A 12,650-nucleotide genomic window follows, 5' to 3' on the forward strand; every position below is an offset into this window, starting at 1 on the left:
CCTTCCGTCCTGCCCGGACGACCCGAGAGGTGTGTGGAGCCCATGCCGCAGCGCCGGCAGTACCGACGGATACCGCGGCACGGCGGCGGGGGCGCGGTCCCCGGTCGACGGGCGCGGCTGATCGGCGCGGCGGTCGGCGTGGTGGCGATGTGCGCGCTGGTAGGCGGGGCCAGCGCATCGGGGGCCGAACGCCCCGGCGGGCACGCGAACGGCGCGGCCGTCGACACCTGCGTGTGCACCGGGACGGACGTGTCCACCACGGTGGGCCCGGGCGGCAGCGTGGACGTCGGAGTGGACGTGGACGTCGAGGTCGGCGTCACCGTCGCCCCCGACGTCGGCCGCCACCACGGGCCCCGGCCGCCGCACGACCACCACCACTGCCACCGGCCGCTGACGGCCGGCACGGTGCCCGCGGCGCCCTCGCCCTCCGGCACGGCCGGGCTCCGACCCGCGCCGGGGCGACCGACCGACGGCCACGGGTCCGACGGCCACGGTTCCGGCGGCCACGGGGCCGGCGGCCACGGGGCCGGCGACGAATGGTCCGGCGACGACGGGCAGGGGGAGCACGGGGACGGCTGGTGGCACTGGGGCCACCACCATCACCACCACCATCCGCACCCCTGCCCGAGCCCCACCCCGACGCCTACGCCGACGCCCACCCCGACCCCTACGCACACACCGACGCCGACGCCGACCCCCACCCCGACGCCCACGCGCACCCCCACGCCGACGCCCACGCGCACCCCGAGCCCCACCCCCACGCCGTCCCCGACCGCGGTGCCGTCGCCCCCGGACCCCACCCCGCCGCCGTCGCCCCCGGCCCCGGCGTCTCCGCCGCCGCCCGCCCCCGCGCCGGCCCCACCGCCCCCGGCGGTGCCCGCCGCGCCCGCGGCCCCGGCCCCCGCGGCCCCCGCCCCGCAGCCGCCACCGCCCGCGGTGGTGCCGGTTCCGGCGGTGCCCGCGCCGACGGCCCCCGCCGTGGTGGCGCCCAGCCCCGTGCTGCCGAGCCCGGCCCGTCCGAGCCCGGTCTGGCCCGCCCCGTCGGCGGATCCGTCCTTCAAGGTGGTGCGGGCCTCCAAGTCGGGGCCCGTCGCGCCGCCGCACCACGGCGCCTCGACCACCACCACGATGCTGCTGATCACTGTCCCCGCGGTGCTCGCGGCGGCCTCGCTGCGCCCGGGTCGTGGCCGCGGCCGCGGTCGTTCCGGGTCCTGACGGCCTTCCGTCCCGACCTTCCCCCGGCTCCTCCTGTCGAGTCCCGTCGAGCGGGCCCGGGGGTTCGCCTTTCACGTCACGAGCCAAGCCAGAGAAGGGAGTTCCCATGTCCGAGTGGGTGGCGCTGATCATCGCCTTGGCGGCGGCCTGTGCCGTTGTGTCGACGGTGGTGGTGCTGCGGCGTCGCGGCACCGGTGTCGTCGAGAACACCGACGAGACGCCGGACGTCATCGAGTACATCACGATGATGATCGGAGTGGTCTACGCGATCGTCCTCGGCCTCGCCATCGCGGGTGTCTGGGAGGCGCGCGGCGCCGCCCAGGACGACCTGTTCCGTGAGGCCCAGTCGCTGCGGGAGGTCAGCGACCGGGCGGTGGTCTACCCGGTCGAGTTCCGCGACCAGGTCCGGTCCGATGTCGACGCCTACGTCACCTACGTGGTGACCGTCGAGTGGGACTACATGGGCAAGAACGGTGAGATCACCGACAAGGGCACCGAGTTGCTGGACAAGATCCAGAACGAGGTGGTCTCCCGGGCGCCGGCCTCGGAGCTGGAGGCCCAGGCCTACCAGCCCATCACCGACCGGATCAGCCAGGCCTCCGACTCCCGCAACCAGCGCGGCCAGAACGCCGGGCCGACCATGCCGGGCGTGGTGTGGTTCGGGCTGATCGGCGGGGCGGTGGTGACCATCGGCATGCTGTTCGCGCTGCAGATCCAGCACACCCCACGGGAGTTGATCCTGGCGGCCTGTTTCAGCGTGCTGATCGCCTTCCTGCTGTTCATGATCTGGGACTTCGACGATCCGTTCGCCCGGAGTGTCTCGGTCACCACCCAGCCCTTCACGGACCTCTTCCCCTCGCTCAACCTCAAGAGTTGAACCGGGGCCGAGATCGACGCCGACGCCGGTGGTCCCGAACGGGGCCACCGGCGTCGGTCGTTCGACCGGCTCGACGTCAGCGCAGGCTGCTGTCCATCGAGTTGAGCATGGTGCCGGAGGCGTCGTCGTTCTCCAAGGAGAAGGCGAACAGGCCGCCCAGGCCCTTGCCCTTGGCGTAGGAGCCGCGGGCCTGGACGGCCTGCGGGGTGTCACCCGTCCAGAAGTTGGTGCCGTCGTAGACCCAGCTGCTCTCCGTCACCGGGTCCCAATGGGTCTGCGCGGCGGTCGGGTTGAGCTCCTTCCAGGCGGCCAGACCGGCCTCCTGGCTGAGCGGCTTGGCGGCCGTCGGGCCGGTCGCGCTCTGGTACAGGCCGTAGTTCGAGCCGGCCGGGACGCCGGTCCAGCCGCGCCAGTAGAACGGGATGCCGAGCACGATCTTGTTCGCCGGGAAGCCGCCGGGGATGCCGTACTCGGGCAGGCCGGTGGTGTACGCGGTGAGCGTGGTGTCCACGTTGTACTTGCGGGTGCCGGGGGTGATCGGTGTGGTCGGGTCCGCCGCGCTGTCGTGCAGCGGGTCCTGGTGGTTGGTCGGGCCCTTGGCGTCCCAGGAGCCGTGCATGTCGTAGGACATCACGTCGGCGTAGTCCAGGTAGGCGCCGATCCTGTCGGTCTCCAACTGGGCGATCTTGTCCTGGCCGCTGGGCAGCGCGGCGCTCAGCAGGTAGCGCTTGCCCTGGGCGGCGCCGAGGGCGTCCAGCTGGGTGCGGAACTCCTTGAGCAGCAGGGTGTAGTTCTGCTTGTCGGCGGGGGAGTAGTGGTTGCCCGTGTGGCCGCCGGCCGAGCCCGGGTACTCCCAGTCGATGTCGATGCCGTCGAAGATGCCGGCCGCCGAGGCCGCGCCGCCGGAGGCGTCGCCGGCGACCCCGGTCGGCAGGTTCCCCTTGAGGAACATGTCGACGCAGGAGGAGACGAAGGCCTTCCGGGAGGCGTCGGTGGCGGCCGCGTCCGAGAAGTACTTGGAGTACGTCCAGCCGCCGATCGAGATGGTGAAGCGCAGGTTCGGGTACTTGGCCTTGAGCTGGCGCAGCTGGTTGAAGTTGCCCTTGAGCGGCTGGTCCCAGCCGTCGGTGCTGCCGTCCACGCTGGTGGCGGAGGTGTAGCCGTCCTGGTAGTCGGCGTAGGCGTCGCCCGCGCCGTCGCCGGCGTTGGGGTCGGAGTCGTTGGCCGAGTCGGAGGCCTTCACCGCCTGGAAGCAGGTGAACTTCGAGGGGTCGATGTTGGCGAAGGCGTAGTGGACGACGTCCAGCTTGTTCGCGGCGCCGCTGGTGTCGACGTTCTTCGGGTAGTACGCGTTCTCGTAGATGCCCCACTGGTCGAAGTAGGCCGCGCGGACCGGCTGTTGGGCCGGGGCGGCGGCGGTCGTGGTGCTCACCGGGGCGGACTGGGCGGAGGCGTGGCCGCCCGAGTAGCCCTGGACGCTGAACGTGTAGGCCTGGCCGGGCCGCAGCGAGCTGACGGCGACCGAGGTGCCCATCGAGGTGGCGACCAACTGGCCGTTGGACCACACCTTGTAGGCGACCGGGCCGTCGTCGCCGTTCAGGGTGGACGGCTGCCAGCCGAGTACCACGGCGCCGGAGGTGACCTTGCTGACCGTGACGCCGGTCGGGGTGGTGACCTTGCCGTCCCCGGCCGGGCCGCTCGCGGTGGCGGTCGCGGTCGGACTCCCGGTGGGGCTGCCGCTGGGTGATCCGCTGGGGCTCCCGGTCGGGGAGCCCGTCGCGGTCGGACTGCCGCTGGGGGAGCCGGTGGCCGTGGGGCTGCCCGAGGCCGTCGGACTGGTGGACGCCGTGGGGCTGCCGGTGGCCGTCGGACTGGTGGACGCCGTCGGGCTGGTGGTGGAGGTCGGCCCGCCCGGCCCGGTCAGGGTGAGGTCGTCCGCGTAGTACGTGCCGGTGCCGTACCAGCCGTGGGTGAAGACCGTGACGGAGGTCGTGGTGGCGCCGGTGGTGAAGGTGCTGCTGAGCTGGTTCCAGCCCGTCCCGCCGGGCGTCCAGCTGGAGGCGTTGACACCGGTGCCGGTGGCGCCCAGGTACACGTAGCTGCCCTGGACGAAGCCGGCCAGGGTGTAGCTGGTGTTCGGCTGGACGGTGACGGTCTGCTGGCACTGCGCGGTGTCGGAGCCGGAGGCGGCGCCGCTGAGCGCGTAACTCCCGCCGTGCACCGGGGTGGTGACCACCGAGCCGTTGGAGCAGCTCCAGCCGGACAGGGTGCCGGTCTCGAAGCCGCCGTTGGCCAGCAGGTTGACCGGCGAGGCGGCGGCGGAGCCGAGGGTGAGGGCGAGGGCGGCGCCGCTGGTGGTCAGCGTGGCGGCCAAGGCCAGTGCGGTGGCCCGTCTGTGCCGGGTGGCCCGACGGGCGGCTCGACCCTCGGCGGGCAGGTCGGGCCGTGCGGGCAGGACGCGGTCGTGCATGCGGGGTGTCCTCCGGATGTGTGGGGGTTCCGGCGGTGCGTGGCCCGGACGGGCCGTGGGGAGCCGGCCCGGACGCGGTGGGGGCGACCGGGCGGGGTGACACGTGCTTGACGGGTGCTCGACTGAACAGATTGGACTGGACCAATATTCGCCGTCAAGGGTGTCCACCCGCTGGACCGACCCGGGCGGCGAACAGCGGCCGACCGGTAGGTTGACCGGGACGGAACAGGACCGCCGAACGGAGGAGCGCATGGACAGTCAGGGCTGGGACGACCGCTACGCCGCGAGTGAACTGGTCTGGGGCGCCGCGCCCAACCGGTGGGTGGTGCGCGAACTCACCGGCCGCACCCCCGGCCACGCCCTCGACCTGGCCACCGGCGAGGGCCGCAACGCCATCTGGCTCGCCGCCCAGGGCTGGGAGGTCACCGGCCTCGACTTCTCCGCCGTCGCCCTCGAACGCGCCGAACGGCTCACCGCCGAACTGCCCGACGAGGTCGCCGACCGCCTCACCTGGCGCCACGGCGACGCCCGCACCCACGAGGCCCCCACCGTCGGCTACGACCTCGTCCTGGTCGCCTACCTCCAACTGCCCGCCGCCGACCGCCGCGCCGCACTGCACCGCGCCGCCGAAGCACTCGCCCCCGGCGGCACCCTGCTGGTGATCGGACACGACCTGAGCAACCTCACCGAGGGCGTCGGCGGCCCGCAGGACCCGGCCGTGCTGCTCACCCCGCGGGACGTCCTCGCCGACCTCGCCCCCTACGGCCTGCACACCGTGCGGGCCGAGCGCGTCCGGCGCGAGGTCGACACCGAACCCGGCCACCGGGGCGGTGCGACGGGCAGCGCGACCGGCGCCGCGACGGGCGTCGCGATCGACGCGCTCGTGCGCCTGGAGCGGGGTGCCGCGTGAGCGCCCGGCCCACGACCGCCCGACCCACCCGCCGGCTGCTCCTCACCGGCCTCGCGGCCGCCGCCCCGCTGGTGCTCGCCGGCTGCTCCTCCGGCAAGAAGGACAAGGCCGACAAGAACGGCCCGGTGGCCAGGGCCAGTGACCCGGGCGGCGCCGCCTTCGTGATGATCATCCGGCACGGCGAGAAGCCCGACGGCAACCAGCCCGGCCTGGACGAGAACGGCAAGCACGACGGCAAGTCCCTCACCCAGCGCGGCTGGGACCGGGCCAAGGCACTGCCCACCCTGTTCACCACCCCGCCCGCGACCGGCCTGCGCACCCCCGCCCGGATCTACGCCGCCACCGACCAGGGCCCGCTGGCCGGAGCCCACCGGATGCGGCAGACCGTCACCCCGCTGGCCGGCAGGCTCGGACTGACCGTGGACACCACCTACGCCGAGTCCCAGGAGTCCCAGCTGGCCGGCGCCGCCCTCGCCGGAACGCAGCCGGTGCTGATCTGCTGGGAGCACTCCCGGATCCCGCGCATCGTCGAGGCGCTCGGTGCGGCCGGCAGCGGGGCGCCGGGCACCTGGCCGGACCGGTTCGACCTGGTCTGGGTGTTCTCCCGGGCGGCCGGCGGGGCCTGGGCCTTCCAGGAGGTGCGCCAGCACCTGCTGGACGGCGACGCCTGATCCGCCCGGTCGCCCCCCGGTCCGGCTCGGTCGCCTCCGGCCCGGACCGGAGGCGACCGGGCGGATCCCGCTGCCCGCCGGTCAGACCGCCGACGCGCTGATCGTCACCACCGAGTACTGGACGACGGTCAGCGGCACGCTGACCGTCCCGGTGGTCACCGTGTACGGGACGGGCCGGGGCGCCGGGTCGGTGCCGTCCGGGCTGGCGACGGTCACGGCGGTGACGACCGCTCCGGCCGGGAGCGCGTACGAGAGGGTGCAGTTGACGGGCGTGGTGCGGAAGTCGGCCGGGGCGTCGCCGAAGTTGGTGAAGTTCACCAGGTGGACGACGGTGTCGCCGCCGAGCCGCCGGGCGTCCAGGAAGATCCGCCGGTCCCCGGTGAGGGTGACGGCGGGCGGCGCCGACTGCCGTACCGCCGCCAGCAGTTGGTCGGCCGAGGCCTGGTCGGTGTTCGACAGGTAGCTCAGCCCGGGCAGGGCCTTGAGGTACCAGCAGCTGCCGCTGCCGTAGGAGTTCCGCCGGCTCGCGGGCAACGGGTCGGCCCGGCGCAGCCCGAGGACGTCGGAGAGCGCGAACTCGGCGCGCCGGCCGCCCAGTTCGTCCAGCGCGGTGGGGGCCGGTCCGGTGATCACGACCGTCCCGCCGGCCGCGACGAAGCCGCGCAGCACGGTCGCCTCGGCATCCGAGACGGCCTGGAGGTTGGGCAGCAGCAGGACCTGGAAGCGGGCCAGGTCGGCGGCGACGAGGCCGGGGCTGGGCACGGTGTCGAACGGCACCTGGGCGTACACCAGGGCCTTGACCGTGCCGCGGAACTCGCCCAGCCAGGGCAGCGCGGCGCAGCTCATCTGCGGGTCGTCGCCGCCCCACCAGTCGGCGATCCCGGCCGGGGCCTTGGCGTTGGCGTACATCCCGTTGCCCTCGCCGGGCGCGACGTAGTCCCGGGACGGCGCGGAGTGGTAGACCCCGACCCGGGCCGCGGAGACCGGGTCGTAGAGCTTCCCCTGGTTGGCCCGGACGAAGGCGTACATCCGGGCGCGCATGGCCGCGTCCACGGTGTCGTTCTTGAACGGGGTCTTCACCTCGTACGGGTTGCAGCCGGCCGCGATCAGCTGGGACATCACCAGCGAGGCGTCGTCGGCCTGCCAGCCGTAGGAGAACGCCCAGGCGGGCTTGGTGCCGCTGGCCGCGCGGGCGTACTTGTACATCGAGATCAGGCAGGTCCAGTCGGTGGCGGTGGCGTGCCGCATGCCGTCGTAGTTGCCGAGGATGTCCACCTCCCAGACCTGGGAGACCGCGCCCTCGGCGGTGCGCAGGTAGCCGCCGTCCAGGCCGATGGAGGTGGCGTAGCGGTAGTCCATCGAGACCGTCTCGACGAAGGTGACCAGGTCGGGGTTGACCGAGCGCCCGGCGGCGGCGATGTCCAACTGGAAGCCGAGCAGGCTGCGGTGGCGCCACTCGACGTAGCGGCGGAACACCGGGTCGGTGAAGTCGGCGGCCCGGGGCAGGGCGAGCCCGGTGTCGGCCTTGAAGGCGGCCGCGCCCCAGCTGGAGGCGTCGCACCAGGTGAGCACGCCGTCGAAGTAGATCGGCACGTCCGGCCAGATGCCGTCCACGCCGGTGGCGGCCACCCCCTTGATCCGCCGGAGGTAGTAGTCCCGCCAGGGCGAGTCGGGGCTGAGCCAGACGCTCTCGTCGCCCGGGTCGACCCAGACCACCACGCTGCCGTAGAACACGTTGGGATTGCCCGCGAGGTCGCGCTGGACCCAGTCCTTGCCGTGGTCGTCCTTGTAGAAGGAGCGGCCCTTCTCACCGCCGGGGGAGATCAGTTCGAGGGACGGGTAGTACATGACGACCTTGAGGCCGGCCGCGTGGGCCAGGCCGGTGAAGGTCTTCACGTCGGCCATGTGGGCGGCGAACTCGGCGTCGGTGAGCCAGTTGGAGAGCAGGGTGTCGAGTTCGATGACACTGACGTTCTGCGCCTTGAGGGCGTCGACGCAACCCTGCATGTCGGCGGGCTCGTTGAAGGTGCCGTCGGCGATCCGGGCGTAGCGGGTCCAGTCGGGCCAGGGCTGCGCCGGGGCGGATCCCGGCGCGGCCGGGCGGGCGGCTCGGGCGGCTCGGGCGGTCAGGGTCGGGGTCGGGGTGGCGGGAGCGGTCGGCGCGGCCGGGGCGAACGGGGTGGCGGCCCGGGCCGGGGCGGCGGGCAGCAGGCGGCCAGCGGCGAGGGCGCCGCCCGCGCCGAGGCCGGCCCGGAGCAGCCGGCGGCGGCCGAGGCGGGCGGTGGTGGCGGCGGTGGCCGCGGGCGGTGTTCCGTCGTGCTGTTCGGGCATGGTGGTCCCCCAGCGTGGGTCGGAGCGGCTCCGAGGCGACCCTAGACCGTGCGCCGCCCGTCGGGCCGGTCCCCTGTCATGGCTACGCCAGTCGTCGGACGGGTGGATCCGCCGGTGCGCGGAGCACCGCCGCGAGCGGGGCCGGTGGGGCTGGTGGGTGGGAGCGCCGCCGCCTGGGTAGGGGACCTGGACGGACGCCGTCCGATGATCATGGTTTCTCTGTGTGCGATAGGTTCACGGCACGGACGGCGGCGGGAACGAGGAGGGCACAATGGCCGTTTCGCTGGCCAAGGGGCAGAAGATCAGCCTGGAGAAGCCGGGCGGTGGGCAGCTGAGCGTGGTCCGGATGGGCCTGGGCTGGCGGGCGGTGCAGCGCAAGGGCTTCCTGGCCAAACTGCTGTCCGCCGGGCAGGAGATCGACCTGGACGCCTCGGCGGTGCTCTTCGCCCACGGCAAGCCGCTGGACGTGGTCTTCTTCCAGCACCTCACCAGCAACGACGGCTCCGTCCGGCACAGCGGGGACAACCTGGTCGGCGGCTCGGGCGGCGCGACCGACGACGAGTCGATCACCGTCGACCTGACCAGGGTGTCAGCCGAGGTCGACCAGATCCTCTTCACCGTGAACTCCTTCACCGGGCAGACCTTCCAGGAGGTCGAGGCCGCCTTCTGCCGCCTGGTCGACGAGACCACCGGCGTCGAGCTGGCCCGCTACACCCTCACCGGCGGCGGCCCCTACACCGCCCAGATCATGGCCAAGGTGCAGCGCACGCCGGGCGGTTGGCAGATGGCCGCGATCGGCCAGCCCGCCAGCGGGCGCACCTTCCAGGACCTCATGCCGGAGCTGGTCAAGCACCTGTGACCCTCGGGCTCGGGCTCGGGCCCGGGTTCCGGCGCCTCAGTCGAGGTCGCGGCGCCGGAACCCGGCCAGGGCCAGCGCGATCAGCGCGGCCGCGACCAGGGTCAGCACGGCCGGCGGCGCCCAGTCCATCCGGGCCGCCGGGAGCCGGGGCACCCGGCCGAACGGGGACAACCCGTCCAGCCCCCGGGGCAGCCGCAGCAACGGGCCCAGGTAGCCGATCACGAACGCGTACGCCGGGACGGCCCAGGCCAGCGCCGTCGCCCGGGGCAGCCAACCGTGGACGGCGGCCGCGAACCCCACCGTCACCCACAGCGCGGGCACGAAGGCCAGCGCCGCACCCAGCAGCCGCAGGAACACGGCGCCGTCGCCGGTCGACAGCGCCCCCGCCAGGCCGAAACCCGTGCCCGCCGCCACCATCACCACGACGGAGCCCAACAGCGCCGCCGCCAGGTGCCCGCCCAGCCAGCCGGAGCGCGACACCCCCGCGGCCAGCACGGGCACCGCCCGCCCGGCGCTCTCCTCGGCGCGCGCACGCTGCGCCGCCAGCACCGCGTAGACGCCGCCGACCACCGCGACGACCAGCATCGTCAGCGCCGCGAAGGAGTCGGCGAGGGAGTGGCCGCCCAGCCGGGCCAGCGCCTCCTTGATCCGGTCGACGTCCCGGAGCATCGAGTCGGCCTCGCCGAGCAGCGAGCCGTACATCGCGCCGAGCAGCAGCAGGGCCGTCGCGAAGCCGCCGATCAGCCCGCGGTGCAGCCGCAGCGCCAGGCCGAACGGGGTGCCGAGGAAGGCGCTGCCGGTGGCCGGGCCGGGGCGGGCCGCGCGCAGCCCGGCGCCGAAGTCGCGGCGGGTGCTCAGCGCGAACCCCGCCACGGCCGTGCCGGCGGCCAGCGCCAGTGCGGGCAGCAGCGGCCACCAGCGGTCCTCGACGAAGGGGTAGCTGCGCTGGAGCCAGCCGATCGGGGAGGCCCAGGAGAGGCCGGTCCGGCCGGTGTCCCCGGCGGCGCGCAGCGCGTAGGCGGCGCCGAGTACGGCGAGGGCGAGCCCGGAGGCCGTCCGGGCGTGCGCGGAGACCTGCGCGGTGACGGCGGCGACGGCCCCGAACAGCAGCCCGCCGACGGCCGTGGCGGCGCCGTAGAGCAGCGCGCCGCCGGCGCCCAGTCCGGGGATGCCGAGGGCGGGCAGGCCCAGGGCGAGCAGCAGGCCGAGGGCGAGGTCGGCGACCGCGGCGGCGGCCAGCGCGGCGGCGAGCTGGGCGTGCCGGCCGACGGCGGCCGAGCGGACCAACTCGGCGCGGCCTCCCTCCTCCTCGGCCCGGGTGTGCCGGATGACGGTCAGCACGTTCAGCAGACCGGCCAGCACGACCAGTAGGCCCAGCAGCCGGTGGCCGAGCATCGCGCCCCAGGTGTAGTCGGCCAGGTAGCGGGCCGGGCCGGTCATGGCGAGCACGGCCGGACTGGCCGAGGCGTGCGCGATCGAGGCCCGGTCGGCGGCGGTCGGGTAGACGGAGTGGACGCTGTCGGCGGTGGCCAGGGTGAGCAGCCCGAGGCCGAGCACCCAGGCGCTCAGCCGCACCCGGTCGCGGCGCAGCGCGAAGCGCAGCAGCGTGGCGCCGCCGGCCAGGGCGGCGGGCCCGCCGGGGCGGACCGGGGCGGTGCGCCGGGCGGTGGGGGCGGTGGTGGCGGTCATCGGACGGCCTCGGGGTCGGGGCGGTGCCCGTTGGCGGCCAGCTCGTCGCCGTAGTGGCGCAGCATGAGCTCCTCCAGGGTGGGCGGGTGGCTGACCAGGGTGCGCAGTCCGGCCTCGCTCAGCATCCGTACGGCGGCGTCGAGCCGGGCGCCGTCCACGGCGAAGCGGACCCGGCGCCCCTCGGTGCGCAGGGCGTGCACCCCGGGCAGCGCGTCCAGTCCGGTGACGGGCCGGTCGGTCTCCGCCTCCACGGTGGTGCGGGTGAGGTGGCGCAGCTCGGACAGGGTGCCGCTCTGCACCACCCGGCCCCGGCGGATGATGCTGACCCGGTCGCCCAGTTTCTCCACCTCGTCCAGGACGTGGCTGGAGAGCAGGACGGTGCGGCCCTGGTCCTTGGCCTGCCGGACGACGTCCTGGAAGACCACCTCCATCAGCGGGTCCAGGCCGGAGGTCGGCTCGTCCAGCAGTAGGAGCTCGGCGTCGGAGGCGAGTGCGGCGACGATGGCGACCTTCTGCCGGTTGCCCTTGGAGTAGCTGCGGCCCTTCTTGGTCGGGTCGAGGTCGAAGCGCTCGATCAGTTCGTCCCGGCGGCGGCGGTCGGGCCGGCCGCGCAGTCGGCAGAGCAGGTCGATCGCCTCGCCGCCGGTGAGGTTGGGCCACAGCTCGACGTCCCCGGGGACGTAGGCGAGGCGGCGGTGCAACTCGACGGCGTCGCGCCACGGGTCCTCGCCGAGCAGCCGGGCGCTGCCGCCGTCGGCGCGCAGCAGGCCGAGCAGGACGCGGAGGGTGGTGGACTTCCCGGCGCCGTTGGGGCCGAGGAAGCCGTGGACCTCGCCGGTCTCGACGGTGAGGTCGAGGCCGTCCAGCGCGGTGGTCCGGCCGAAGTTCTTGCGCAGGCCGGACAGGATGATGGCCTTGGTCATGCTTCCGAAGCTACCGTAGTTTCAGAAAAACGTGAATATTGGGAAGGCGTTAAAGTTCGGTCAGTGGGCGGATGATCTCCGGGAAAGGGGAGAGCGGTGGAACGGGAGCCGGAGCGGAGTGCGGAGCAGGGCGTGGAGCAGGGGGCGGCGCCGGCGCCGGGCAGGTGGCACGAGTACCAGGCCGTGGCCGACTTCGTGGAGCGGTTCGCGGCCGAGCTGGTGGTCGCCGGCATGGGCCGGATGCCCGCGCGGATCTTCTCCTGCCTGATGGCCGAGGAGAGCGGTGTGCTGACCTCCGCCGAGCTCTCCGAGCGGCTGCAGATCAGCCCGGCGGCCGTCTCCGGCGGGATGCGCTACCTGATCCAGGTCGGTCTGGTCGCCAAGGAGCGCGAGCCGGGCTCCCGCCGCGACCGCTACCGGGTGCTCAACGACGTCTGGTTCGAGTCGCTGACCCGGCGCGACGAACTGCTGCTGCGCTGGATCGGGGTGTTGAAGGAGGGTGAGGTGACCGTCGGCAGGGGCACGGTGGCGGGGGAGCGGCTCGCGGAGAGCGCGGCCTTCTTCGAGTTCATGATCGACGAGCTGCACGGGATGCTCGGCCGCTGGCGCGTGCACCGGGCGGCGCGGCACCTGGAGCTGTAGGAAGCCGGCCCCGACGGCGTTCGCGTCCCGGATGTGCGGACGGCGGCAGTCCGGCCGGTCGGG

10 protein-coding genes are annotated in these 12,650 nt (G+C 74.1%); 6 read left to right on the forward strand and 4 right to left on the reverse strand.

Translation table 11 applies throughout. From position 1 onward, the window contains the following. The first annotated feature begins 42 nt into the window (after positions 1–42). Both ACFV8H_RS09720 and ACFV8H_RS09725 read left to right on the forward strand, forming a co-directional pair. A complete protein-coding gene (locus ACFV8H_RS09720) occupies positions 43–1,215 on the forward strand; it encodes a hypothetical protein (protein WP_380398014.1) in 1,173 nt (390 codons plus the stop codon). 106 nt (positions 1,216–1,321) lie between these two features. Next, positions 1,322–2,092 carry a hypothetical protein gene (locus ACFV8H_RS09725; protein ID WP_380398016.1) on the forward strand — a complete coding sequence of 257 codons (771 nt, stop codon included), beginning with the start codon at positions 1,322–1,324 and terminating at the stop codon, positions 2,090–2,092. Positions 2,093–2,168: 76 nt separating this feature from the next. Here ACFV8H_RS09725 and ACFV8H_RS09730 read toward each other — a convergent pair whose 3' ends face one another. Next, positions 2,169–4,562 carry a glycosyl hydrolase family 18 protein gene (locus tag ACFV8H_RS09730; protein ID WP_380398018.1) on the reverse strand — a complete coding sequence of 798 codons (2,394 nt, stop codon included), beginning with the start codon at positions 4,560–4,562 and terminating at the stop codon, positions 2,169–2,171. A 250-nt stretch (positions 4,563–4,812) separates the two neighbouring features. Here ACFV8H_RS09730 and ACFV8H_RS09735 point away from each other — a divergent pair, with 250 nt between their 5' ends. Beyond that, entirely contained in the window at positions 4,813–5,472 is a 660-nt protein-coding gene (locus ACFV8H_RS09735; protein ID WP_380398020.1) for a class I SAM-dependent methyltransferase, read from the forward strand. Next, positions 5,469–6,143, forward strand: a complete 675-nt coding sequence (locus ACFV8H_RS09740; protein ID WP_380398022.1) for a hypothetical protein — start codon at positions 5,469–5,471, stop codon at positions 6,141–6,143. Before ACFV8H_RS09735 ends, ACFV8H_RS09740 begins: the two co-directional genes overlap by 4 nt. A gap of 81 nt (positions 6,144–6,224) precedes the next feature. Here the strand turns inward: ACFV8H_RS09740 and ACFV8H_RS09745 are convergent, their stop codons facing one another. Continuing rightward, entirely contained in the window at positions 6,225–8,474 is a 2,250-nt protein-coding gene (locus ACFV8H_RS09745; RefSeq protein WP_380398024.1) for a hypothetical protein, read from the reverse strand. Positions 8,475–8,745: 271 nt separating this feature from the next. Between ACFV8H_RS09745 and ACFV8H_RS09750 the strand changes: the two genes are divergently transcribed. Beyond that, entirely contained in the window at positions 8,746–9,333 is a 588-nt protein-coding gene (locus ACFV8H_RS09750) for a TerD family protein (RefSeq protein ID WP_380398026.1), read from the forward strand. Between the two features lie 36 nt (positions 9,334–9,369). Here ACFV8H_RS09750 and ACFV8H_RS09755 read toward each other — a convergent pair whose 3' ends face one another. Together ACFV8H_RS09755 and ACFV8H_RS09760 are read right to left on the reverse strand one after the other, a co-directional pair. Beyond that, a complete protein-coding gene (locus ACFV8H_RS09755; RefSeq protein WP_380398028.1) occupies positions 9,370–11,022 on the reverse strand; it encodes an ABC transporter permease in 1,653 nt (550 codons plus the stop codon). Beyond that, positions 11,019–11,945, reverse strand: coding sequence for an ABC transporter ATP-binding protein (locus ACFV8H_RS09760; RefSeq protein WP_380398030.1), 927 nt, complete (start codon positions 11,943–11,945; stop codon positions 11,019–11,021). The genes ACFV8H_RS09755 and ACFV8H_RS09760 overlap by 4 nt, the downstream gene beginning before the upstream one ends. Positions 11,946–12,041: 96 nt before the next feature. On the opposite strand from ACFV8H_RS09760, the gene ACFV8H_RS09765 reads away from it, so the two are divergent. Then, positions 12,042–12,587 (forward strand): GbsR/MarR family transcriptional regulator, encoded by a 546-nt coding sequence (locus ACFV8H_RS09765; protein WP_380398032.1) that lies wholly within the window; start codon positions 12,042–12,044, stop codon positions 12,585–12,587. The last annotated feature ends 63 nt before the right edge of the window (positions 12,588–12,650 follow it).

The sequence above is a fragment of the Kitasatospora sp. NPDC059827 genome (assembly GCF_042731675.1).
Classification (GTDB): Bacteria; Actinomycetota; Actinomycetes; order Streptomycetales; family Streptomycetaceae; genus Kitasatospora.